This is a genomic window from Pantoea sp. B9002 (assembly GCF_013385945.1).
Classification (GTDB): domain Bacteria; phylum Pseudomonadota; class Gammaproteobacteria; order Enterobacterales; family Enterobacteriaceae; genus Pantoea.
Window position 1 is genome coordinate 199034 of record NZ_JACAPA010000009.1, and the last position, 24852, is coordinate 223885.

Genomic DNA, 24852 nt, shown 5'->3' on the forward strand with positions numbered 1-24852 from the left:
GTGTTAACTCATTTTAAAAAGGAGATTATCCGAATTTCTTCGGTGTTTTTTTACTACCTTCCAGCAAAGTAAATTGCCAATTTTTTTGACTTTCTTGCTTCAAATTATGTTGCTTACCTGGCATGAGAATAACTGACGATGCATCGCCACATTTTACCCCCTGACACAATTTGATGCCTTCAAGTTTGATACTGCTGTTACCTTTATTGGTGATAATAATTTTATCATCACGCTGCGTAATATCCGTATTAAATGCGGCATTTTCAGGTCGTACTATTACCATTGCGCCGTAACCGGTTAGAATGCTAACGCCTGCATTGAGTGTTTTTTTATATTCATCATACTGTTTTTTTGACTGACCGAACTCATATTGGTCCTTTGGCATGACAGGAATATATCGAACGCGGTAATAACGCTCTTTATCTCTTTTTCCTACAACCACTAACCTTCCAGTTTGCATGCCATTTGCCGGGATAATCATGCGGGATGGTGTAAAGATTAATCCATCAACTTTTCCACTTGCCGCCGCTGTAGCATCGATTTTTTTCTCTGACTTTCCGCCGTTCGGCAGGTAAGTCACTTCACTTACATCAACTCGGACATAACCGGTGTCATCACCACTATTACGAATTCTTTTTAGCAATGTACTCTTATCGCTTTCAATAAAATCATACATCGAACCCACCGTAATTTTAGGGATAGCAGCAGCGTGCAAACTTGCTCCCGCCAGTGCTAAGGCAAGAATAACTTTAAACATAGTAACCTCATTGGAATGAGTGCCACCGGTAAACTGTTGTCCTTGTTAGGCAGCACTTATTTGATGGGAGTAATATGCCAAAACCTTTTCAATTCACTCTATGAGAGCACTCTCAAAGCAAGACAATAAGACAAAAAACCTCTCAACCTTCAAACCATGAATGAACATCTTGAATATAATGTGCATTAAATTCTGATATATATCTTACATTTTGAGAGTGCTCTCGTTTTCCCTCGAGGTCTTATTAAGATAAGATTGCCTGTAGAAAACATCATTCATCATGATGATGGAGGTTGTTTAAACTTATCACGCCTTCATTTATCACTTACTTTGGAACTGCCGGTGAAAATCAAATCCAGTAAAAACTTCCCGCACACCTTATTAAGGTCTGTTTTTTATGGGGCTATTTTGTTTTTGAGTTCATTTTTATTTTTTTCAACATCAGTTCGCGCAGAAACATTAAATGTAACTGCTGAATTTCGCCCCTCAGCAGCCAATCCTCGAGTCGATAAGTTCGAAAACACCACACCTGTTGCGGGCTTTTGCCTGGATTATCAGAGGTTTTGTGGAGAGGGTGTTTTTTCAATTGCCACCAATCTGAATGTCAATAATCGTTCCCTTATCGCTGGAAGTAATAATAATAATGAACGTGTTTTTCAGAAATTAGATGCGAACTGGAAAACTATATCATTAACTGATGATGAAACTGGCCAGTCAATTACCGTCCAATTTCGCTTAATGCTGATCGGTCAACGCTTCTCACGCTCCGGAGGCGGTTTTGTTACTGCTGATTTTAATTCAGCTGGCGGTTACCCTCAAGGTGGGTGCGGTGGCACGATAGGAGCAGGAATTGCAAACAGTTACTTTCGATTTGCATGGAACCATAGCTCCTTGCCTGCCTCTTGCTATAGAAACGTAGTTAATATGAATTATACAGATTTCAAGATTAGTGATATTTCTGTCGGTTATGAGATGAAAAGCAGTTCCCCGATGAATATGCCTAATGGAACATTTAAGGGATCCGTTAGTTACTCCGTAGGAAACGGACAACAGATTGATTTAGGAGCGGGGGATTACTCTGATAATATACTGGAAATTAAAATTGAAGCTCAGATCGAACATGAATTAAAATTTGAAATGGTCGGTTCCGAAAAAGTACCTATGATTCCACCTGGTGGCTGGCAGGATTGGACTTCAGGCGGCGCAACACAATTTAGGCTTGAGGGTACTGGTTCTTTTAGAACCACAGCTTCAGCGCCATTCAGCGTTTATCTCGAATGCCAGCATAAAGTGCTCAACAGTTGTGCTATGCAAAGGGAAGGTGACGATACCCTCGTGCAAGTTGATACAACAATAACAATACCCTTTGTTATTGAACGTGTTAGTGGTGAAGATATTACCAATTGGCCGATATATGTTCGTTCAATACATACTCCCGATTATGTTTTTGAACCGAGATCATACATTAACGCCTTTTTATCGACAGTAAAGTTTAGTGTCAATCAGGTCGAAAGTTTGCGCATGGGTAATTATCCCGGCAGCACTTGGCGCGGAAGCGCTACGCTGATATTTGATGCCGAGATTAACTCACCCTAGCCTTCACACTTTTTATCTTTTGAGGTGGGCGTCATTTTTTCGCCCCCTTCGCACCCGCAAATCCTCATGCAACTTTCATCAAAGTTAAACACTCCAACAACCCGCGATAAGATTAAGAGCGCGACTATGTACGCATAGGCGCGCGGCTTTTAAGCTATCACGCTTATTTTGCAGACAATTTTGCGCTGCAGTTTTTTGGGTAAACAAGACGAGGACAAGGAATCGTGATGGAAGCACTGAACCACACGCTCTTTTTATGGATCAACGCCACAGAGGATTCACCGCAATGGCTGATCAGCCTGGCGACCTTTATCGCCAAAGATGTGATTGCCATCGTGCCGCTGCTGATTGTGGCGCTGTGGCTGTGGGGACCGCGCGATCAGGTGCAGTCTCAACGCGAGCTGGTGCTAAAAACCGGCATGGCGCTGCTGTATGCGCTGAGCATTTCGTGGTGCGTTGGCCAGCTGCTGCCGCATCCGCGTCCGTTCGCGATTGGTTTTGGCCATCAGTTCCTGTCACACCGACCTGACGATTCTTATCCGAGCGATCACGGCACCACCATTTTCACCTTTGCGCTGGCATTTATCTTCTGGCATCGCCTGTGGTCGGGTGTGCTGTTATTGGTGATAGGCAGCGCCATCGCCTGGTCACGCGTCTACCTTGGCGTGCACTGGCCAATGGATATGCTGGGCGGATTTTTGGTCGGTTTGCTGGCGTGTCTGGCGTCGCACATGGCGTGGCAGCTGTATGGCGAGCGGATGCTGGCGTTTACGCATCAGGTCTATCGCGCGCTTTTCGCCATGCCGATTAAGAAAGGTTGGATTCGCGAGTAATAGATGAGGTCGCCATAATGGCGACCTTACAATTAGCTAAACCACTTCCCGAACCAGCCGTGGAATTTCATCATAATGAAATCCCAAATGCGGCCAACAAAGCCGCCTTCCGGCACCGCTTCCATCGCCACCAGCGGACGTTGTTCAATGGTTTTGCCATCCAACTGGAAATCAATGGTTCCCACCACCTGATTCTTCTCCAGCGGCGCTTCCAGCTGCGGTGAGTTCAGGGTAAAGCTGGCCTTGAGGTTTTTCATCTGCCCTTTCGGCACGGTGATCGCGGCGTCTTTGGCTACGCCAAGATTGACCTGGCTATGATCGCCAAACCATACGCGCTGCTGCGCAAACGGTTTGTCGGCCTTAATCGGCGTCACGGTTTCATAGAAGCGGAAGCCCCACGTCAGCAGCTTCTCACTTTCGCGGAAACGCGTGGCATCGGTTGCGGCGCCCAGCACCACGGAAATCAGGCGCATATCCCCTTCGGTTGCCGAGGCCACCAGATTGTTGCCCGCGCCGGAGGTGTGACCGGTTTTAATGCCATCCACCTTCAGATTGGTGCTCCACAGCAGACGGTTACGGTTCATCTGCTTGATCTTGTTGAAGGTAAACTCTTTTTCGCTATTAAGCGCGTACTCTTCCGGCACATCGCTGATCAGGCGCTGGCCGATAATCGCCATGTCACGTGCGGTGCTGTACTGCCCTTCCGCATCCAGGCCGTGCACCGTCATAAAGTGGGTGTTTTGCAGGCCAAAGGCTTTAACGTAGTTGTTCATCAACCCGATAAACGAATCCTGGCTGCCCGCGACATAATCAGCCAGCGCGATGCAGGCATCGTTGCCGGATTGAATCACCACACCTTTATTCAGTTCAGAGACCGGAATGCGATCGCCGGGCTTGAGGAACATCAGCGATGAACCGCGCAGCTTGGGATTGCCGGTTGCCCACGCATCCTGGCCGATGGTGACCATGTCATCGTTGGTAATCTTGCCCGATTTCAGCGCCTGGCCGACCACGTAGCTGGTCATCATTTTGGTCAAACTGGCGGGATCGAGGCGCTGATCGGCATTGGATTCCGCCAGCACTTTGCCGCTGTTGTAATCCATTAAAATCCAGGCTTTGGCGTCAATTTGTGGTGCCGCCGGTGCCTGTTCAGCCATGGTGGCTGCGGGGATGAAGAGTAATAGAAGTGAAGACGCAGCCAGCGGCCGCCAGACAGAAGCGAAGGTGTTTTTTCTCATGAGCGTGACCAGATTGTCCTTGTTAAATCTCGATTTTCTTGCAGGCAAGACATGTCTCGCCCCACGCTAACGGTTCAGGCCAGCGAAAAAAACCGTCCAATCGTAAAGTTTTATAGAGTTTATTAGAGTAACCCTGGCACCAAGCGTGCAGCGCCGCCACTTTTGCCCATCTGACTCGCGAAAAAATTTGCGTGTAATTCCGATTTTTCGCAGAACGGTTAAGCCAGTCACAAATTTCCGCTAACCTGAATTCAGTTTGCCTGAGGAGAGCCACGATGGACTTAGCCATTTTCGATCTGGACGAAACCCTGATTTGTGAAGACAGCACCAGCCTGTGGCTGCGCTGGTTGGTTTCACAGGGATTTGCCCCGGAAGACATCATCCGTCAGGAGCAAAGCCTGATGGAAAAATATCACAGCGGAACGCTATCGATTGAAGAGTATATGAACACCACGCTGGCACCGTTAGCCGGCATGGCAACCCTGACGGTCGAAGGTTGGGTGCGACGCTTTATCCATCGCGACATCATGCCGCGCGTCTTTCCCGCCGCGCGAGAACGTATTGAGTGGCACCAGCAGCGCGGCGACACGGTGATGATCATTACCGCCAGCGGCGATCATCTGGCGGTGCCAATTGCCGAGCGTCTTGGCGTGCACGGCGCGTTAGCGATTGGCGTGGAAGTGGTCGATGAACGCTACAGCGGCCAAACCTACGGCACCATGACTTATCGCGAAGGCAAAGTGACACGACTCAGCGACTGGAAAGCGTTACAGCAGGATCAACGCTTTGAACGTACCTGGGCTTACAGTGACTCCATGAACGATCTGCCGTTGCTAAGTCATGCCGATCACGCTTGGGTGGTGAATCCCAACCAGCTACTGTTGCAGGAAGCGCAGCAGCGCGGTTGGGAAGTGTGTAACTGGGTACGCTAAATTAGCCGCGTGGGGTGCTGGCGTCGTCCGTCAGCCCCACTTTCAACAGCTTGCCGTTGGCATCGTCGGTCAACACATACAGATAACCATCCGGCCCTTGCCGCACATCGCGAATACGCTCGCCACGATCTTCCAGCAGCCGCTGCTCTTCCACCACTTTTTCTCCGTTGATCTGCAAACGAATCAGGCTCTTTTCTTTTAGTGCACCAATAAACAGCGAATTTTTCCATTGCGGGAAACGCGCGCTGTTGTAAAACGCCATGCCGCTGATCGCCGGTGACACTTTCCAGAAGTGCAGCGGCTGTTCGGTGCCCTCAACGTGTGTACCCTTGGCTTCCGGCACTTTCTGCCCGCTGTAATCGATGCCGTAAGTGGCGTGCGGCCAACCGTAATTTTTGCCTTTTTCGGGGATATTGACCTCATCGCCGCCGCGCGGGCCGTGCTCGCTCTCCCACATTTGCTGCGTCCACGGATTCAGCGCCAACCCCTGCGGATTGCGCATGCCGTAAGACCAAATCTCAGCACGTGCACCCTTGCGATCAACAAACGGATTATCCGCCGGTATTGCTCCGTCTTTGGTCAGACGCACGATTTTGCCGGAGAGCTTATCCAGCTGTTGCGCGCTGCTGCTGGCAAAGTTGTCCCCGAAGGCGATGTAGAGAAAACCCTGCCGATCAAAGGCCAATCGCGTGCCGATGTTGGCCCCGCTGGAGAGCTTCGGCGTTTGCTCCAGCACCACGTTAAAATCACGCAGCTCACGGTTGTCGTCGCTGAGCTGACCATAGCCCACCACGCCACCGGCACGTCCATTATTATCGGCGGTGGTATAGCTGAGCCACACGCGGCGACTCTGGGCAAAATCCGGCGCCAGTACCACATCCAGCAATCCTCCCTGACGATTTGCCCACACCTTTGGCACTCCGCTGATGGGCTGTGACAGCCCTTTTCCCGGCTGCCAGCTGCGCAGCTGGCCGGAGCGTTCGGTAATCAGCAGCGTTTGATTGTCCGGCAGAAAAGCCACGGACCACGGATGGTCGAGCTTGTCCTGTAAAACCTGAACCTGCACATCGGCAGCGAGAGTCGAATAGGAATAGCTTAAAGCGCCCAACAGCAGCGCGGCAGGCAGTAAACGCATGGCAGTCTCCTTTATCACGGTCTGCCGTAAAGCGTAGTCAGCGTGTTAGAAAGGATGTGCAGGATTTACAAAACATTAAGCCCGGCACGCAGCCGGGCGGGAATTTACTGTGCGGGGAAGGCCAGCGCATCGCGTACCATCTCGTCGATACCCGGACGCAGATCGTTAAGCGTGATGGGCGCGCTGTTATTCGGCAGATTTTTACCAAATGCCTTGCGCACCACTTTGATCAGCGGCTTGCCGGTCTGCGCATCAACCGCTTCCATTTCGAGGAACAGCGCGCTGTTTTGCGTGCGGTGTCCAGTCGCCGCCATGGTGCTGGCGACGACAGCGGCAATCGGCACCACTTCATAGAACTGCACGCCTTCATTTTCGGCGGAAACCGCGGTGATGGCTGTTTTCACCAGCAGCGTGTGCGGGCCTTTTTGCGTCACCAGCGGTTTACGCTGGGAAATCGCGTGCTTTAGCTGCGTATCGGTGTAGCTGCGGATCGCATCCAATGTTTGCTGATCGATACGCGCCGTTGGATGCGCTGCCGGATAGTAGACCACCGGCGTATAAACCACGCCTTTATAATCGGCATCGTGATAATCGGGTGAAATCCAGCGCAGTGTCGGTTTACCGCTCGGCGACTCAGTGGCCTTCAACTCACTGTAATCGCCGAGAAATCCTGAATATTGTTGTTGATTAGTCACATGAGAGGTACAGCCCGCCGCCAGCATTGCCAGCGTTAAAACAGAAGCATAAAGGGGAAGTCGCATGAGAAAGCCCTTATTAGAGGTAATTGCTTCTCAAGTGTAGGAGGTCGTCAAAAACGTGGCGGGAAATATTCGTGAAATGCGAGGAAAAACCACCTGCAATGCAGGTGGTTAGCGGAAATTACTCGAAGCAGGTTTCCGGATTTTCCGACAGCGAAATAAAGGAGTCGCCACCTTTGGTCAGGGCAATGATGCCACCGCTCTCAATATCATAAACCCACCCGTGCAGGCGCACTTTGCCTTTACGCAGCGCTACCGCCACGGAAGGGTGTGTTTTGATATTGTGCAGCTGCGCTATCACGTTCTCTTTCACCATTTCATTGAGGCGTTTTTCAACGGTATCGTAATTACGCTCTTCCACTACCGCTTTAGCGGCGTTGGCGTAATGCAGCCAGTGATCAACCGCTGGCATGGTTTCCAGATCGGCGTTGGAGGCAATCGCGTTCATGGCACCGCAGTTAGAGTGACCACAAATAATAATTTCTGTCACACCCAGCGCCACCACCGCGTACTCGATGGTTGCTGACACACCGCCCGGCTCTGGACCAAACGGCGGCACGATATTACCGGCGTTACGGATCACAAACAGCTGACCCGGCTCCGACTGCGTGACCAACTCGGGCACCAGACGGCTGTCTGAGCAGGAGATAAACAGGGCTTTGGGATTTTGGTTGGATGCCAAACTTTTGAAAAGATCCTTCCTTTCAGGGAACACATTCTGTTGAAAATTCAGAAAACCTTTGACGATCTCTTGCATTTGTCTGCTCTCACATTATCCACTTCTGCCCTGGTAGTGAGGATTCACTACGAGTGCGATTTAGAATTTTCAGTGAAGAGAATAACTTACCTTCACCGACCCAACATTTAAGCAAAAGGCGCCAGCTTACACAACTCGGATCGCCACAGAGGGCCATTGCGCCAGCGAGTGAGCCGCACCGCCAACAGAGTTAAGCACAATCATCAGGCATTGGTTACCCCATAAGGAGATTCTTACACAGCCTATACATTTTCCTCTGCAACCTCTGTACAATCGCCCCCCTATCCACACTAATTATGATGAATTTTTATCCTTATGAGCCAAGTCAAAAATCCACCGCGCGTGGGGTTCGTCTCCCTCGGCTGTCCGAAAAACCTCGTCGACTCTGAACGCATCCTGACGGAGCTGCGTACTGAAGGCTATGACGTGGTGCCACGCTACGATGATGCGGAGATCGTCATCGTTAACACCTGTGGATTTATTGACAGCGCCGTACAGGAATCTCTGGAAGCGATTGGTGAAGCGCTGAACGAGAACGGCAAAGTGATCGTTACCGGCTGCCTCGGTGCCAAAGTGGATCAGATCCGCGAAGTGCACCCTAAAGTGCTGGAGATCACCGGCCCGCACAGCTACGAGCAGGTTCTGTCGCACGTGCACACTTATGTACCTAAGCCGGAGCACAACCCGTTCCTCAGCCTGGTGCCAGAGCAAGGTGTCAAACTGACGCCGCGCCATTACGCCTACCTGAAAATTTCCGAAGGCTGCAACCATCGCTGTACCTTCTGCATCATTCCATCGATGCGTGGCGATCTTGATAGCCGCCCAATCGGTTCGGTGCTCGACGAAGCCAAACGTCTTGTCGAAGCGGGCGTGAAAGAGCTGCTGGTGATCTCACAAGACACCTCCGCGTACGGCGTGGATGTCAAACATCGCACCGGTTTCTGGAACGGATCGCCGGTGAAAACTAGCATGGTGAGCCTGTGCGAGCAGTTAGCCAAACTCGGCGTGTGGGTGCGTCTGCACTACGTTTATCCTTATCCGCATGTGGATGACGTGATCCCGCTGATGGCCGAAGGCAAGATTCTGCCATACCTCGATATTCCGCTGCAGCACGCCAGCCCGCGCATCCTCAAGCTGATGAAGCGTCCCGGCGCGGTAGAGCGTACGCTGGAGCGCATTAAGCGCTGGCGTGAAATCTGTCCGGAGCTGACGCTGCGTTCAACCTTTATCGTCGGCTTCCCCGGTGAAACCGAAGAAGATTTCCAGATGCTGCTCGACTTCCTGCAGGAAGCGCGCCTCGATCGCGTTGGCTGCTTCCAGTACAGCCCGGTAGACGGTGCGACCGCTAACCAGCTGCCGGATCAGGTACCGGACGACGTGAAGCAGGATCGTTTTGATCGCTTCATGCAGCTGCAGCAGAAGATCTCCAGCGAACGTCTGCAGGAGAAAATCGGCCGCGAAGTACTGGTGCTGATTGATGAAGTGGATGAAGAAGGCGCGGTAGGCCGCAGCATGGCTGACGCCCCGGAAATCGATGGCGCGGTCTATCTGAACGGCGATCGTCAGGTGAAAGTCGGCGACGTGGTTCGCGTTAAAGTTGAACACGCCGATGAATACGATCTGTGGGGCACGCGCGTTTAACCATACTTCTGCTGGTGCGCACGCTTGCGCGCCAGATAGTCCGTATCCGCGCGCAGTTTATCCCAGCACGCTTTAAAAACGGCCGCCGCAGCGGCCTTTTCTTTTTCTGTGGTACGCGGCAGTTCGTTGCCTGCCTCGTCATATTTACGCCCGCCCTGATGATTGCTGTAGCGGCGCGCACGCGTATAACCCATCTGAATATATTTACGCGCCATGTCCATGCCGACAAAGTCGTCCTGCGCGCGATATGCCTCAAACAGCTGCATAATTTGTTGTGAAGATTCTTTTGCCAGCTCGACGGTGCGAAAACGCCAGTGCGGCAGAATCTCACTTTTGTAAGGTTCGACCATCAGCACGCCCTGCTCGCCGCGCCCCACCTGATACAGCTCTGGCTGCTGGCGAAAATCGATGTGCTTGAAATCCTGCTCGTAGTTAAACGCTTTCATCTGTTTTTCCCGCCTCTCATCATCCCGTGACGTAATTATTTCCTGCTGGCACTTAAGCGATTTGCTTTTATACCGATAACCTGGATATCAGCCTACTTCCTCAGAGACGCACCTATGTTTAAACGAATGAAAATTGTGACGGCCATCATGATGATATTGGTGGTTTTCACCGCGATGCAGGCGATTTCCGGCTCGCTGTTTTTATCATCACTGATTACCGGACAGCATAATTTCACCACCAGCAATCAGCTGTCACATCAGCAGCGTGAGCTGGCCGATGGCTGGCAAACGCTGGTGAAAACGCGCGTGATCATTAACCGCGTCGCCATTCGTATCCTGAAAAAACAGACGGATGAGGCGTCAGTCGCCGCCATCAACGAACTGCTGATCAGCGCAGGTGCGTCACTGGATGAAGCAAAGCAACATTACGATCTCTACCAGAGCATGCCGCGCATTGCCGGACAAAGCGCTGATTCAGCCAGTGTAGTCGACGCTAAGTTTGCTGCCTTTGCTGAATTGCTGAAACAGTCGGCGGCGTTCCTGAAAGCCAATGATTACGCCGCCTATGGCAATCTTGATGCTCAGCAGGCGCAGGACGATCTGGAAGTGGCATACAAACAGTGGCGCGAGCACAACGTGCAGCTGCTGGCCGAGCGCAATGCGGAGTATGACAACACCTATCAGCATATGCTGGTGTTGGTCGCCGTGATGGCGGTGGTGGTGGTGCTGTTGCTGGTAGCGGTGTGGATTCTGGTGCGGCGCATTCTGCTGGCGCCGATGAAGCAGGTACAGCAGCAGATGGAGCGCTTCGCCGACGGCGATCTCTCCGCCCGTTTGCAGGTGGAAGGCCGCAGTGAAATGGCGTCGATTGCCGCCAGCCTCAACCATATGCAGCAGTCGCTGCTCAGCACCATCAACAATGTGCGTGATAGCGCGGATGCGATTTTTGGTAGCGCCAGCGAGATTGCCACCGGCAACAACGATCTCTCCTCACGCACCGAGCAACAAGCGGCATCGCTGGAAGAGACCGCCGCCAGCATGGAACAGCTGACCGCCACGGTGAAACAGAACGCCGATAACGCGCGTCAGGCCACGCAGCTGGCGAAAACCGCCTCGGAAACCGCCGATAAAGGCGGCAACGTGGTGGATGGCGTGGTGAAAACCATGCGCGATATCGCCGACAGCTCGAAGAAAATCGCCGATATCACCAGCGTGATTGATGGCATCGCTTTCCAGACCAACATCCTCGCGCTCAACGCGGCAGTAGAAGCGGCGCGCGCCGGTGAACAAGGACGCGGTTTTGCCGTGGTGGCAGGCGAAGTGCGCAATCTGGCACAGCGCAGCGCTCAGGCGGCGAAAGAGATCAAACTGCTGATTGAGAATTCCGTGCAGCGTGTCAACACCGGTTCGCAACAGGTGAGCAGCGCCGGTGAAACCATGCAGGAGATCGTCAGCGCCGTTACCCGCGTCACCGATATCATGGGCGAGATTGCTTCAGCGTCCGATGAGCAGAGCCGCGGCATCGACCAGATTGGTCAGGCGGTGAACGAGATGGATCGCGTAACGCAGCAAAACGCCACGCTGGTGCAGGAATCGGCTAACGCCTCGGCGTCGCTGGAGCAGCAGGCCAGCAGCCTCTCTTCTGCGGTGGCCCGCTTCAAAACCGGCACGCGCCAGGCCGCTGCGCCGGTGGCGAAAGTGGTGAAACCGGTGATGACGCCAACCCGCGCGCAGCCTGCCGCCGCGCACAGTAATGACAATTGGGAAACGTTTTAAGGGCGGGATGGTGCGGTTATTGGAAAGGTCGCCATGAATGGCGACCCTACGAATGATCGAGAGCGCGTTTTTGTAGGGTCGCCATTTATGGCGACCGGACCAGCATCAGGTCTTCAATTTCGGATCCAGCGCATCACGCAAACCATCGCCCAACAGGTTAAACGCCAGCACGGTGAGGAAAATCGCCAGGCTCGGGAAGATGGCGACATGCGGCGCAATTACCATATCGGCGCGCGCTTCATTGAGCATCGCGCCCCACTCCGGCGTTGGCGGCTGCGCGCCCAAGCCAAGAAAGGACAAACTCGCCGCCGTGATAATCGAGGTACCAATACGCATGGTGAAATAGACCACAATCGACGACACCGTGCCGGGCAGGATGTGACGCATAATAATGGTCCAGTCCGACGCACCAATACTGCGTGCCGACTCAATATAGGTTTGATGTTTCAGCACCAGCGTATTGCCGCGCACCAAACGGGCAAATGCCGGAATGCTGAAGATCGCCACCGCGACAATCACGTTGCTCATGCCGCTGCCCATAATCGCCACCACCGCAATCGCCAGCAGAATGCCGGGGAAAGCAAACAGCACATCGCAGATACGCATGGTGATGCGATCCCACCAGCCTTCGTAATAGCCCGCCAGCAGACCTAAAACCGTGCCGATCAGCGCGCCAATCGCCACCGAGAAGAAACCGGCAATCAGCGAGATGCGCGTGCCCACCAGCACACGGCTGAAGATATCGCGCCCCAGCGAGTCAACGCCAAACCAGTGCATCAGCGACGGCCCTTCGTTTAGCCGGTCGTAATCGAAATAGTTTTCCGCATCAAATGGCGCAATCAGCGGCGCGATAAACGCCACCGCAATCAGCAGCAGCACAAACAGTCCGGCCAGCAGCGCCACATGCTGACGGCGAAAGCGCCGCCAGAATTCGCGCCACGGCGTGCGTACCCGGTTTTCCGTGATAGTCGGCATGGTTTTCAATGCCGCGGCTCGTCGCCAGTTCTTCAATTGCAACTCCTTACTTGTAGCGAATTGCCGGGTTGATTGCCGCGTACAGCACATCGACAATCAGGTTAATCAGGATGAATTCCAGCGAGAACAGCAGCACTTCGGCCTGAATCACCGGGTAATCGCGCATCTCCACCGAATCCACCAGCAAGCGGCCTAAGCCTGGCCAGTTGAACACCACTTCCACCACAATCGAGCCGCCGAGCAGGAAACCAAACTGCAGGCCCATCATGGTGACCACCGGGATCATCGCGTTACGCAGGCCGTGTTTCACCACCACCAACGATTCGCGCACCCCTTTGGCGCGCGCGGTGCGCATGTAATCTTCCTGCATCACCTCCACGAACGACGCGCGGGTGAAACGCGCCATCACCGCCGCCACCGCGGCACCCAAGGTGACCGATGGCAAAATGTAGTGTTTCCAGCTATCCGCGCCAACGGTCGGCAACCAGCCGAGCTCGACGGAAAAGACCTGCATCAGCAGCATGCCGAGCGCAAACGCCGGGAACGAGATGCCCGACACCGCCAGCGTCATGCCGATGCGATCCGGCCAGCGATTGCGCCACACCGCCGAGGTGATGCCAATCGCCATACCGAAAATCACCGCCCACACCATGCTGCTGAGTGTTAGCCACAGCGTGGGGAAAAAGCGCGCGGCAATTTCATCAATCACCGGACGTTTCGAGACCAGCGAATGGCCGAAATCGCCCTGCACCGCATTAATCATAAAGTGCCAGAACTGCTTGATCAGCGGCTGATCAAGACCGAGATCCTGACGCACCAGCGCCACCACCGAGGCATCCGCTTCCGGGCCGGCAATCAGGCGCGCCGGATCGCCCGGCAGCAAATGGACGAACAGGAACACCAGCACCGCCACAATCAGCAGCGTGGGAATCAGTCCCAATAATCGTTTGAGAAAATAGTTGAGCATGCGAAGTCCTGCGCAGCATCGGCCAACCCGCTAAGGCTGGCCGCGTCTGTTACTTCAGATCGGCCTCATCAAAATTGAATGAGGTATCGGGCATGACATAAAAACCGCTGAGGTTTTTATTGTTGGCTGACAGCAGTTGTTCCACCACCAGCGGGATCCACGGATGGTCGTTCCAGATGCGATCCTGCGCGTCTTTGTACAGCTTGGCTTTCTGATCGCGATCGGTGGTTTTCAGCGCATCGGCGAGATCTTTATCCACCTGCGGATTGCTGTAGAAGGCGGTGTTGAAGATCGCTGGCGGCCATGAGGTGGTGGCGAACAGCGGCGTCAGCGCCCAATCAGCTTCACCGGTCGAGGCTGACCAGCCGGTGTAGAACATGCGCACACCGCTCTCTTTCTGCCCTTTGCTCTCCACTTCAGCCGCACGCTGACCAGCATCCATCGCCGTCACTTTCACCTTCACGCCCACCTGCGCCAGCTGCTGCTGGGTAAACTGCAGCACTTTCTGCGCGGTGCTGTGGTTATGCGACGACCACAAGGTGGTTTCGAAACCGTTCGGGAAGCCCGCTTCTTTCAGCAGTTCGCGCGCTTTGGCCGGATCGTATTTGATCGCCGGATAACTCTGCGCAAAGTCGATGCTCGGCGGCACGATGCCGGTGGCTGGCGTGGCGTAACCGGCAAAGGCGACTTTCGCCAGCGCCTGACGATTGATGGCATACTCCAGCGCTTCACGCACTTTCGGGTTATCAAACGGCTTTTGCGTCACGTTCAGGCTGATGTAACGCTGCATGATCGACGGCGTGGTGACTACATCGAGCTTGCTGTTGCCTTCCAGCAGTTTGGCCTGCTCGAACGGCACCGGGAAAGCAAAGCTCGCTTCGCCCGTTTGCAGCATCGCCGCGCGGGTGTTGTTATCCACCACCGGACGCCAGATAATGCTATCCAGCTTCGGATAGCCTTTTTTCCAGTAGCCATCCCACTTCTTCACTTTCACAAAGTCGGTCTGGTTCCAGGTATCAAAGGCAAACGGGCCGGTTCCCACCGGATGGAAGCCGATATCCTTGCCATACTTCTTCAGCGCGGTCGGCGAAATCATCACCGCCGCCGGGTGCGCGAGGTTGTTGATGAAGGCCGAGAACGGCTGCTTCAGGGTGATCTTCACCGTGCCCGGATCGACCACTTCGGTGGTGGCGATATATTTGAACAGGTTATAGCGCTTGAGATGGTTATCCGGATTGCTGGCGCGATCGAGGTTCACCTTCACCGCTTCGGCATTGAAGTCGGTGCCATCCTGGAATTTCACGCCGGAGCGCAGCTTGATGGTGTACGTCAGGCCGTCGCTGCTCGCCTGGTAACTTTCCGCCAGCACGTTGGTCAGCTTCATGTCTTTATCGAAGCCGAACAAGCCCTGATAGAAGGACTTCGCCACCGCCTGCGACAGCGTATCGTTAGCGTCATACGGATCGAGCGTGGTAAAGGTCGAGGCCACCGCAATCACCGCATCTTTCGCCGCCCACGCGGGCAGCGCCAGCGCCGAACTCAACAAACCGGCAGTGATAACCCCTTTTCGCATAATATGGTGCATCGTTATCGTTCTCCTGTAATCCCTGTCATGCGCGACATCCAAAGATGTGCGGTTGTTTGCTGCTCAGGCGCCGCTAATCGCGTGCCGGGCGACAAAATGGCCCGGTGCCACTTCCAGTAAAGGCGCCACTTCCGGCTCATCGCCCAGCGGGCGAATCGGGCTGGGGATCTCATCCACCATCAGCGCCCGCTCACGATGCCGATGGGCCGGATCGGCCACCGGCACTGCGGCCATCAGTTTTTTGGTGTAGGGATGGCGCGGCTGCTCAAATACCGCCTGACGCGGCCCCATCTCCACAATTTGTCCGAGATACATCACCGCCACGCGATGGCTGATGCGTTCCACCACCGCCATATCGTGCGAGATAAATAAGAAGGCGATACCAAATTCACGCTGCAAATCGAGCATCAGGTTGATGATTTGCGCCTGAATCGACACGTCCAGCGCCGACACCGATTCATCGGCGATCACCACTTTGGGATTGAGCGCCAGCGCGCGCGCAATGCAGATGCGCTGGCGCTGGCCGCCGGAAAATTCATGCGGATAACGCTGCGCATGTTCCGGCAGCAGGCCGACGCGTTCCAGCAGCCAGGCAACGCGCTTCTCCGCCTGACGGCGATCCAGAGTTTTGTGCACCAGCAGCGGTTCCATGATCGAGAAACCCACGGTCAAACGTGGATCGAGCGAGGCGTAAGGATCCTGGAAGATAAACTGGATATCGCGACGCAGCGACGCCAGCGCATTGCCCTGCAGCGCATCGATGCGCTGGCCGTCAAAGGTGATGGTGCCGCCCTGGCTGGCTACCAGCCGCAGCAGCGAGCGTCCGGTGGTGGATTTTCCGCAGCCGGATTCCCCCACCAGCGCCAGCGTTTCACCGGCATGGAGATCGAAACTGACTTTCTCCACCGCGTGCACGCGGCGTTTAACGCGATTGAGCAAGCCGCCGCGAATATCAAAGCGCGTGACTAAATCGCGCACCTGCAAAATCGGTGGTCGATCGTAACGCACCGTGTCCTGGGGCGCGGCCTGCTCTTCACGTCCGTTGCTGTGTAATAAGGGAAATTTAGCCGGTAGCGGCTGGCCGTGCATCGCCCCCAGTTTGGGCACCGCCGCCAGCAACGCGCGGGTATAAGGCTGTTGCGGATCGGCAAACAGTTGCTGCACCGGCGCGCGTTCTACCACATCGCCGCGATACATCACCTGCACGCGATCGGCCATCTCCGCCACTACGCCCATATCGTGGGTGATAAAAATCACCCCCATCTGCATCTCTTTTTGCAGCACGCGGATCAATTGCAGGATTTGCGCCTGAATGGTGACGTCGAGTGCGGTGGTGGGTTCATCGGCAATCAGCAGCGCCGGTTTGCACGAAAGCGCCATGGCAATCATCACGCGCTGGCGCATGCCGCCTGACAGTTGATGCGGATAGCGCGATAACACATTTTGCGCTTCGGGAATACGCACCAGATCGAGCATGCGCCGTGCTTCCGCCAGCGCCTGCTGATGACTTTTGCCCTGATGCAGACGGATGGATTCCGCAATCTGCTCGCCAACGGTAAACACCGGGTTGAGCGAGGTCATCGGCTCCTGAAAAATCATCGCCATATCGGCGCCGCGCACTTTGCGCATCTGACCGTTCGACGCGCGCATCACATCCAGCACCTCGCCATTGCGGCGCCGCAGCTGGATTTCTCCGCTCACTTCGCCGCCGGCCTGCTGAATCAGACGCATCAGCGCCAGCGAGGTGACGGATTTACCCGAGCCCGATTCGCCCACCAGCGCCAGGGTTTCACCGCGATGCAGGTCGAGCGACAGGTTGCGTACCGCTTCGGTAATGCGACCTTCATGCTCAAAGCGCACGTTAAGATCGCGCACCGCCAGAACCTGCTCCGGCGCAAACTGCAGCTGTTGGTCCGTCATGCCTGCTCCTTAGCTGTCGCGGTAAATCGCTACCTCAACATCGCCATCCACGTAGGCGAATCCGCGATACATGCCTTCGCTGTTAAACGGCAGCGCCACATTGCCTGCGGCGTCAATGGCAATCAGCCCGCCGCTGCCTTCCAGCTCCTGCACTTTGTCGTGGATGACGTTGGCGGTGGCCTGTTGCAGCGAGCGTCCGGCGTAGTGCATCTGCGCCGCCACGTCGTAAGCGGCGAGCGTACGGATAAACACTTCGCCGGTGCCGGTGCAGGAGACCGCTACGCTGTCGTTGCTGGCGTAGCAGCCCGCGCCGACCAACGGCGAATCCCCGACGCGGCCGGCCTGTTTGTTGGTCATGCCGCCGGTTGAGGTGGCGGCCGCCAGATTACCCTGAAGATCGAGCGCGACCGCACCGACAGTGCCGAATTTGCGATCCGGGTCCAGCGGATCGTCGCTGTGACTGTTTGCTTCGCCGTCGTGATCCAGCACCATCTGCTGGCTGTGCAGCGCGCGTTGCAGCTGTTCCCAGCGCTCCGGCGTGGAGAAGAAATCCGCCTCAACCGGCGCTAAGCCTTGCTCAGCGGCAAAGGCTTCTGCGCCCGCACCGATAAACAACACGTGCGGGCTGTTTTCCAGCACCTTACGCGCCGCCAGAATCGGATTGCGGATGTGGCTGACGCCCGCGACCGCGCCGACGTCCAGCGTGCGGCCATCCATAATGCTGGCATCGAGTTCATGCGTGCCCTGATGGGTGAACACCGCGCCCTTGCCTGCGTTGAACAGCGGACACTCTTCCAGCAGGCGTACCGCTTCGGTAACGGCATCTAAAGCGCTGCCACCTGCGGCGAGAATTTGCTGGCCTGCGGTAACGATTGCGGTGAGTTGCTGACGATAGTGCTGCTCTTTTTCGGCGCTCATTGCCGCACGCGTAATCGCGCCCGCACCGCCGTGAATTGCGATAACTGCTTTAGCCATAACCGGTACCCTGTTAAGGAATCAGAACCAAAAACACTGATTTAGAATGGTTTTCATCTTTTTTTGGCAATTTTCGACTATAGAAAGGCACCCTCATCTTGTAAAGCAGAAACTGCCTGCACGGTCATAACCTTTTATTGTGGATTATGCTTTTTTGATTGTGATGTGCTTAGCTGATACGCACCTGTGAAACATGAAAACCATTTTTACCGTTCGCACATTTCGTAGCGGCGCGATTTATCGCGCAATAAATTGCGCCGCTACGAAATGTGCAGTGATTGAGGAAAGTGCACTCTCGCTTAACGGCCACGCATTACCCATAATAGACCGCATCTGAAATTAACCAGGCAGAGATGGACATGGAACCTTTTACCGCAGGATTAATCTCCCTCGAAGACGCGCAGCAAAAGATGCTGCAACAGCTGACGCCGATTAGCGATTCGCTCAACGTCTCGCTGTTTGAAGCCGCCGGGCGTATCACCGCCAAGCCGATTAACTCGCCGCTCGATGTGCCCTCGTTTGATAACTCGGCGATGGACGGTTACGCGCTGCGTCTGGCCGATATCGCGCCCGATCGCGTGTTCCCGGTGGCCGGTAAAGCATTCGCCGGTGCGCCGTTTAACGGTGCGTGGCCTGCGGGCAGCGTAATCCGCATCATGACCGGCGCGCCGATTCCCGCCGGTTGTGATGCCGTGGTGATGCAGGAGCAAACCGAACAGCGCGACGGCGGCATTGTGATTACCGCGCCGGTGCAGGCCGCGCAAAATATTCGTCGCATCGGCGAAGACATTCAGGCGGGCAAACAGGTGCTGGACGCCGGTGTGCGCCTCGGTGCGGCCGAGCTGCCGCTGCTGGCGTCGCTGGGGATTGCTGAAGTCAGCGTGCTGCGCAAACTGCGTGTGGCGATCTTCTCCACCGGCGATGAACTGCAGGCGGTCGGTCAGCCGCTGGCGGAAGGTCAGATTTACGATACTAACCGCTTTACCGTGGCGTTAATGCTTAACAAGCTGGGCTGCGAAGTGATCGATTTGGGCGTGATTGCCGACGATCAGGCGGCGCTGCGTACCGCCTTTACCGAAGCCGATCGCCAGGCCGATGTGGTGATCAGCACCGGCGGCGTGTCGGTTGGCGAAGCCGATTTCACCCGCGCGATGCTGGAAGAGTTAGGCGCTATCACCTTCTGGAAACTGGCAATCAAGCCGGGCAAGCCTTTTGCCTTTGGTCGCCTGGCAAATAGCTGGTTCTGCGGTTTACCGGGCAATCCGGTTTCTGCGGCGGTGACCTTCTATCAATTAGTCCAGCCGCTGCTGGCCACCTTAACCGGGCAAACCACGCGCATCATGCCGCTGCGCCAACGCGCGCGCGCCATCCAGCGTTTGAAGAAATCGCCGGGTCGTCTCGACTTCCAACGTGCGATTCTCAGCCGCGGTGACGATGGCGTGCTGGAAGTGCGCAGCACCGGTGCACAAGGTTCGCATGTGTTCAGCTCGTTCGCGCTGGCCAACTGCTTTGTGGTGCTGGAGCGCGATCGCGGCGATGTCGAACCCGGCGAATGGGTGGAGATCGAAGCCTTTAACAGCCTGCTGGAGGGCTAATGAGCGTTGAGTTGAGCGATGAAGAGATGCTGCGCTATAACCGCCAGATCGTTCTGCGCGGTTTTGATTTTGATGGTCAGGAGAAGCTGAAAGCGGCACGCGTGTTGGTGATCGGCCTCGGCGGACTCGGCTGTGCGGCAGCGCCCTATCTGGCATCAGCGGGTGTGGGACATCTCACGTTGCTCGATTTCGATAGCGTTAGCCTCAGCAATCTGCAGCGCCAGATCCTGCACAGCGATGCGAAAATTGGCGTAGCGAAAGTCACGTCGGCGCAGCAACAGCTGGCGGCGATTAATCCGCATTGTCAGCTGGAGCCGATTGATGCGCAGCTGGATGACGCGCAGCTCAGCGCGTTAATTGCGCGCCACGATGCGGTGGTGGATTGCACCGATAACGTCGATACCCGCGAGCAGATCAATCGCCTCTGTTTTCAGCACAAGGTGCCGCTGATTTCCGGCGCAGCGATTCGCATGGAAGGCCAGCTTAGCGTGTTTACCTGGCAGCCCGGCGAGCCGTGTTATCGCTGCATCAGCCGTTTGTTTGGCGATCAGGTATTAAGTTGCGTGGAAGCCGGCGTGATGGCGCCGCTGGTTGGCGTGGTTGGTGCAATGCAGGCGATGGAAACCTTAAAAGTGCTGACGGCTTTCGGTCAACCCGCTAGCGCGCGCTTGTTGATGTACGACGCGATGAGCGCGGAGTTCCGCAGCATGAAGGTGGCGCAGGACGCGCATTGTGAGGTGTGTGGTAAATAAGGTCGCCATAAATGGCGACCCTACAGATGTGCGGCGCGGGTATTCGTAGGGTGCGCATTCATGCGCACCTGGTTTTTCACAATTAAACAATACCCTGGCTGCGCAGGTAATCTTCATAGTTACCGGTGAAGTCGACAATACGATCGGCTTTCATCTCCATCACGCGGGTGGCCAGCGAGCTCACAAACTCACGGTCGTGCGAGACGAAAATCAGGGTGCCTTCGTACATCTCCAGCGCCATGTTGAGCGACTCGATCGATTCCATATCAAGGTGGTTAGTCGGTTCATCCATGATCAGAATGTTCGGCTTCTGCATCATCAGCTTGCCAAACAGCATGCGGCCCTTCTCACCACCGGACAGCACCTTAGCGGGCTTGTTGATCTCGTCGTGACCAAACAGCAGACGACCGAGAATACTGCGTACCGCCTGTTCGTCATCACCTTCCTGCTTCCACTGGCTCATCCAGTCGAAAACTGTCAGATCGTCAGCGAAGTCTTCCGCGTGATCCTGGCCGTAATAACCAATGCGCGCATTCTCAGACCATTTCACCGTGCCGCTATCCGGCGTATGTTCACCGACCAGCGTTTTCAGCAGCGTGGTTTTACCGATACCGTTGGCACCGAGAATCGCCAATTTCTCGCCGACTTCTAACATCAGGTTGAGTTTATTAAACAGCGGACCGTTATCAAAACCTTTGGTCAGCGCTTCAACTTCCAGCGCATTACGGAACAGCTTCTTATCCTGATCAAAACGGATAAACGGGTTTTGACGGCTGGAGGCTTTAACTTCTTCCAGCTTAATTTTATCAATCTGCTTAGCTCGCGAAGTCGCCTGACGTGATTTAGAGGCGTTGGCGCTAAAACGGCTAACGAACGATTGCAGATCGGCAATTTGCGCTTTCTTCTTGGCGTTATCCGATAATAAACGTTCGCGTGACTGGGTAGCCGCGGTCATATATTCGTCATAATTACCCGGATAAACGCGCAGTTCGCCGTAATCCAGATCCGCCATATGCGTACACACCATATTCAGGAAGTGACGGTCATGCGAAATGATGATCATGGTGCTGTTACGCTCGTTGAGCACTTGCTCCAACCAACGAATGGTATCGATATCCAGGTTGTTGGTCGGTTCATCGAGCAACAAAATATCAGGATTGGCAAATAATGCCTGCGCTAAAAGGACACGCAATTTCCAGCCCGGCGCAATTTCGCTCATCGGACCGTAATGCTGCTCCACCGGAATGCCAACGCCCAGTAATAATTCACCGGCACGTGATTCCGAACTGTAACCGTCCATCTCGCCGTATTCGACTTCAAGGTCGGCCACTTTATAGCCTTCCTCTTCGCTCATTTCTGGCAATGCATATATACGGTCACGCTCTTGCTTCACTGCCCACAATTCATTGTGGCCCATGATCACGGTGTCCAGCACACTATATTGCTCAAAGGCAAATTGGTCCTGACGTAACTTACCGATACGCTCATTTGGGTCGAGGGAAACATTTCCACCCGTTGGCGCCAAATCGCCACCCAGTATTTTCATAAAGGTAGATTTACCGCTGCCGTTCGCACCGATTAAACCGTAACGATTACCGCCGCCAAATTTAACGGAGATATTTTCGAACAGCGGCTTACTGCCGAACTGCATGGTGATATTGCTGGAAACTAACACGGCATTGACCTTTGTTACGCAGTGGAGGAAAAAACAGCGGGCATTATGCCAGAAGCGGGCACCCGGACGCCACCTCTGCGCCAGAGGCAGACGTTACGTTGGGCTAAAGGTGTTGTTGCTCATGAAGAAATAAAAACAACAAAAAAGCCGGGGGCATTTGCCCCCGGCTCCCACTTACAAGGATTGTGCGGATTATTTGATCAGGAAAGTGTCGAGGCTTTTACCTGAATCCAGCGCTTTTTTAATCGCAGCTGGCGTACGGCCCTGACCGGTCCATGATTTTACTTCACCGTTTTCGTCGGTGTAAGAATATTTTGCTGGACGTGGTGCACGCTTAGCGCGTTTTTTACCAACTTCCAGAGCACCCAGTAATTCGTTCGGGTCAATACCGTCAGCCAGCAGCATTTCGCGATATTTAGACAGCTTCTCTTCTTTTTCGCGGTTCTGCGCTTCTTCAGCGTTTACTTCGTCACGACGTTCAGTCACAACAACAGTTAATTTTTCCAGAATTTCTTCCAGATCGGTCAATGGCAGTTCACGAGCCTGCGCACGTAATGTGCGAATGTTGTTCAGAACTTTAAATGCGTCACTCATCACAATGTCCTTGCTTAAGGGGGTTAAATAAACTGTAGTGGCAAGATTACCTAATTCAAATAAAAAAATAAATTAATTTTATTGCCCGGATTAATCTGAACTTGCTTACCTATTTCTTACATTGCGTTTTAAAACGGCAAAGGTTGCTTTAATTAACCCTGAATTAACAACCTAAGTTGTTCCATATGTCGCAACTGGAATCGATTTCAGACCAATATTCTCAGGTATTAAACAATCATTTAGCGACTATTGCGTGCTGCAGCATTAGTGAGCATAAAGGTAAGCAAGGATTAATGGTGTAACGGAAAACCTGTTTTCATCGCGGATTATTATATTGCTGAAGATGAGAGAAGAATCTCATTTTTTCTTATCGTGCCGATAAAAAAGCCGGCGGTTAACCGGCTGCTAAGGGAAATTAATGCACTTCCGTCGCGGGACCAAACACAGAATAGTCTGGCAAATTGACGTTTTGATAAGGTTCCCAGCCACCGCCCAGCGCTTTATATAACGCCACTAAATCGAGTGCACTTTGCATGCGCGCCTGCGTCGATTGCGCTTTAGCTTGCGCCAGTTGTCGCTGCGCATCTAATACATCAAGGAAGGTGGAAATACCCTGACGATAACTGTCGCTGGCCAAATCAAATGCGCGTTGCAGTGCGCCGGTGGTTTCATCCAGAGCAATAACCTGCTGCTGATCGGCGCGATAACTGACCAGCGCGTTCTCCACATCCTGCAGCGCAGTTAATACCGTTTGCCGATAATCGAGCGCCGCGCTGGCTTGCTGCGCGCGCGCCAGTTTTACGCTGGAGACTAAACGGCCGCCCTGAAAAATTGGAATCGACAGTGACGGCCCGACGCTGAAGAAGTGGCTGCTCCAGTCATCCAGATAGCTGGCATCGGTATTTCGCACGCCCAATTGTCCGGTGAGCGACAAGCTGGGGAACAGATCGGCAACTGATACGCCAATATTAGCGGTCTGCGCATGCAGCGTGGCTTCGGCCTGACGAATATCCGGGCGTCGCCGCGCCAGCGTGGACGGAATGCCCACCGGCACCAATTTCGGCAAATCAGGCAGCGGTTTTTTGCTCATCAGTTCGTTATCCAGCGCGCCCGGTGTTTTACCCAGCAGCACCGCCAAACCGTTCATCGCCTGCAACTGCTGCGCCTGGTATTGCGGCAGCTGCGCATTCAGCGAGGCTAACTGCGCGCGGGCATTTTCCACATCCGTGGTCGGCGCTAAGCCGTTTTGCTGCTGACTTTTTGTCAATTCCCAGGTTTGCTGCGCGACTTCAATCTGCTGCTGCAAGGTCGCCAGCACCGCCTGCGAACCGCGCAATTGCAGATAGGCGCGCGCCACTTCGGCTTCCAGCGAGACCAGCGCATCGTTGCGTTGCTCGATGGCCGCCTGCTGCTGTGCGTCCGCGGCCTCCATCTGGCGCCGTACTTTGCCCCACAGATCCAGCTCCCAGCTGGCGTCGAAGCTGCCCTGATACAGGGTGACGGAATGGTCTAAACCATTCAGCTGACTGGCGACATCGCTATCCACCTGGTCATAAACGCCGTTGGATTTGAGCAAACCTTTTAAACCGAGCTGCTGACGGGTGACTTTTGCCGAACCGTTAAGCGACGGGAATAACCCACCGCGCGCCTGCGCCAGTTGCTCACGCGCCCCGGCAATGCGCAGCACCGATTGTTGCAGCGTTAAGTTGCCGGCAATGGCGCGCTCAATCAGGCTATCGAGCTGCGGATCGTTAAAGCTTTTCCACCACAGCGGATTGGTCGCTGCCGCGAGCGGCTTAGACGCTTCCTGTGAAGGTAAATCGTGGTAGCCGCCCGGCGTGTGCGCCTGCGGCGGCTGATAATCAGGTCCTACGGCGCATCCGGCCAGCATCAGTGACAGCGCCAGCAACGTCAGTGACGGCGTAGAGCGCGAAAACTTATTCAT

The 24852-nt window shown here is 54.4% G+C and carries 21 protein-coding genes; 7 read left to right on the plus strand and 14 right to left on the minus strand.

The window, feature by feature from the left end; translation table 11 throughout:
• Nucleotides 1-25: 25 nt before the first annotated feature.
• Nucleotides 26-757, minus strand: coding sequence for a hypothetical protein (locus HX773_RS06665; RefSeq protein WP_176970911.1), 732 nt, complete (start codon nt 755-757; stop codon nt 26-28).
• 342 nt (nt 758-1099) lie between these two features.
• Here HX773_RS06665 and HX773_RS06670 point away from each other — a divergent pair, with 342 nt between their 5' ends.
• Both HX773_RS06670 and ybjG read left to right on the plus strand, forming a co-directional pair.
• Nucleotides 1100-2353, plus strand: coding sequence for a hypothetical protein (locus HX773_RS06670; protein ID WP_176970912.1), 1254 nt, complete (start codon nt 1100-1102; stop codon nt 2351-2353).
• Nucleotides 2354-2580: 227 nt separating this feature from the next.
• Nucleotides 2581-3186 carry an undecaprenyl-diphosphate phosphatase gene (gene ybjG / locus HX773_RS06675; RefSeq protein ID WP_176970913.1) on the plus strand — a complete coding sequence of 202 codons (606 nt, stop codon included), beginning with the start codon at nt 2581-2583 and terminating at the stop codon, nt 3184-3186.
• A 32-nt stretch (nt 3187-3218) separates the two neighbouring features.
• On the opposite strand, the gene HX773_RS06680 is transcribed toward ybjG, so the two are convergent.
• Nucleotides 3219-4424, minus strand: coding sequence for a serine hydrolase (locus tag HX773_RS06680; RefSeq protein WP_176970914.1), 1206 nt, complete (start codon nt 4422-4424; stop codon nt 3219-3221).
• Between the two features lie 275 nt (nt 4425-4699).
• Here HX773_RS06680 and HX773_RS06685 point away from each other — a divergent pair, with 275 nt between their 5' ends.
• Nucleotides 4700-5356 (plus strand): HAD family phosphatase, encoded by a 657-nt coding sequence (locus tag HX773_RS06685; protein ID WP_176970915.1) that lies wholly within the window; start codon nt 4700-4702, stop codon nt 5354-5356.
• 1 nt (nt 5357) lies between these two features.
• Here the strand turns inward: HX773_RS06685 and HX773_RS06690 are convergent, their stop codons facing one another.
• The 3 genes from HX773_RS06690 to HX773_RS06700 all read right to left on the minus strand — a co-directional run bounded on the left by HX773_RS06690 (nt 5358) and on the right by HX773_RS06700 (nt 8006).
• Nucleotides 5358-6491, minus strand: a complete 1134-nt coding sequence (locus HX773_RS06690; protein ID WP_176970916.1) for a PQQ-dependent sugar dehydrogenase — start codon at nt 6489-6491, stop codon at nt 5358-5360.
• A 104-nt stretch (nt 6492-6595) separates the two neighbouring features.
• Nucleotides 6596-7252: a DUF3313 domain-containing protein gene (locus tag HX773_RS06695; protein WP_176970917.1), complete on the minus strand. Its 657-nt coding sequence runs from the start codon at nt 7250-7252 to the stop codon at nt 6596-6598.
• 118 nt (nt 7253-7370) lie between these two features.
• On the minus strand, nt 7371-8006 hold the full coding sequence (locus HX773_RS06700) for a carbonic anhydrase (protein ID WP_176970918.1): 636 nt from the start codon (nt 8004-8006) through the stop codon (nt 7371-7373).
• Nucleotides 8007-8321: 315 nt separating this feature from the next.
• Here HX773_RS06700 and rimO point away from each other — a divergent pair, with 315 nt between their 5' ends.
• A complete protein-coding gene (gene rimO, locus HX773_RS06705; RefSeq protein ID WP_008102489.1) occupies nt 8322-9647 on the plus strand; it encodes a 30S ribosomal protein S12 methylthiotransferase RimO in 1326 nt (441 codons plus the stop codon).
• Here rimO and HX773_RS06710 read toward each other — a convergent pair.
• On the minus strand, nt 9644-10093 hold the full coding sequence (locus HX773_RS06710) for a DUF4385 domain-containing protein (RefSeq protein WP_176970919.1): 450 nt from the start codon (nt 10091-10093) through the stop codon (nt 9644-9646). The two genes, rimO and HX773_RS06710, sit on opposite strands and share 4 nt — an antisense overlap.
• Nucleotides 10094-10207: 114 nt before the next feature.
• Between HX773_RS06710 and HX773_RS06715 the strand changes: the two genes are divergently transcribed.
• Nucleotides 10208-11869, plus strand: coding sequence for a methyl-accepting chemotaxis protein (locus HX773_RS06715; protein WP_176970920.1), 1662 nt, complete (start codon nt 10208-10210; stop codon nt 11867-11869).
• 105 nt (nt 11870-11974) lie between these two features.
• Here the strand turns inward: HX773_RS06715 and gsiD are convergent, their stop codons facing one another.
• From gsiD to HX773_RS06740, 5 genes are all read right to left on the minus strand, one after another.
• A complete protein-coding gene (gene gsiD / locus HX773_RS06720; protein WP_176970921.1) occupies nt 11975-12880 on the minus strand; it encodes a glutathione ABC transporter permease GsiD in 906 nt (301 codons plus the stop codon).
• Between the two features lie 10 nt (nt 12881-12890).
• Nucleotides 12891-13811, minus strand: coding sequence for a glutathione ABC transporter permease GsiC (gene gsiC, locus HX773_RS06725; protein WP_008102497.1), 921 nt, complete (start codon nt 13809-13811; stop codon nt 12891-12893).
• A gap of 49 nt (nt 13812-13860) precedes the next feature.
• Nucleotides 13861-15396 (minus strand): glutathione ABC transporter substrate-binding protein GsiB, encoded by a 1536-nt coding sequence (gene gsiB, locus HX773_RS06730; protein WP_176970922.1) that lies wholly within the window; start codon nt 15394-15396, stop codon nt 13861-13863.
• 63 nt (nt 15397-15459) lie between these two features.
• A complete protein-coding gene (gene gsiA / locus HX773_RS06735; RefSeq protein WP_176970923.1) occupies nt 15460-17316 on the minus strand; it encodes a glutathione ABC transporter ATP-binding protein GsiA in 1857 nt (618 codons plus the stop codon).
• Between the two features lie 9 nt (nt 17317-17325).
• Entirely contained in the window at nt 17326-18291 is a 966-nt protein-coding gene (locus HX773_RS06740; protein WP_176970924.1) for an isoaspartyl peptidase/L-asparaginase family protein, read from the minus strand.
• 359 nt (nt 18292-18650) lie between these two features.
• On the opposite strand from HX773_RS06740, the gene moeA reads away from it, so the two are divergent.
• The gene (gene moeA / locus HX773_RS06745; protein WP_304623161.1) at nt 18651-19886 is read left to right on the plus strand and encodes a molybdopterin molybdotransferase MoeA; all 1236 of its coding nucleotides are present in this window, start codon (nt 18651-18653) and stop codon (nt 19884-19886) included.
• Entirely contained in the window at nt 19886-20638 is a 753-nt protein-coding gene (gene moeB / locus HX773_RS06750) for a molybdopterin-synthase adenylyltransferase MoeB (protein WP_176970926.1), read from the plus strand. The genes moeA and moeB overlap by 1 nt, the downstream gene beginning before the upstream one ends.
• 82 nt (nt 20639-20720) lie before the next feature.
• Here moeB and HX773_RS06755 read toward each other — a convergent pair whose 3' ends face one another.
• The 3 genes from HX773_RS06755 to HX773_RS06765 all read right to left on the minus strand — a co-directional run bounded on the left by HX773_RS06755 (nt 20721) and on the right by HX773_RS06765 (nt 24852).
• Entirely contained in the window at nt 20721-22313 is a 1593-nt protein-coding gene (locus HX773_RS06755; protein WP_176970927.1) for an ABC-F family ATPase, read from the minus strand.
• Between the two features lie 192 nt (nt 22314-22505).
• Entirely contained in the window at nt 22506-22907 is a 402-nt protein-coding gene (locus HX773_RS06760; protein WP_008102525.1) for an H-NS family nucleoid-associated regulatory protein, read from the minus strand.
• A 415-nt stretch (nt 22908-23322) separates the two neighbouring features.
• A complete protein-coding gene (locus HX773_RS06765) occupies nt 23323-24852 on the minus strand; it encodes an efflux transporter outer membrane subunit (RefSeq protein WP_176970928.1) in 1530 nt (509 codons plus the stop codon).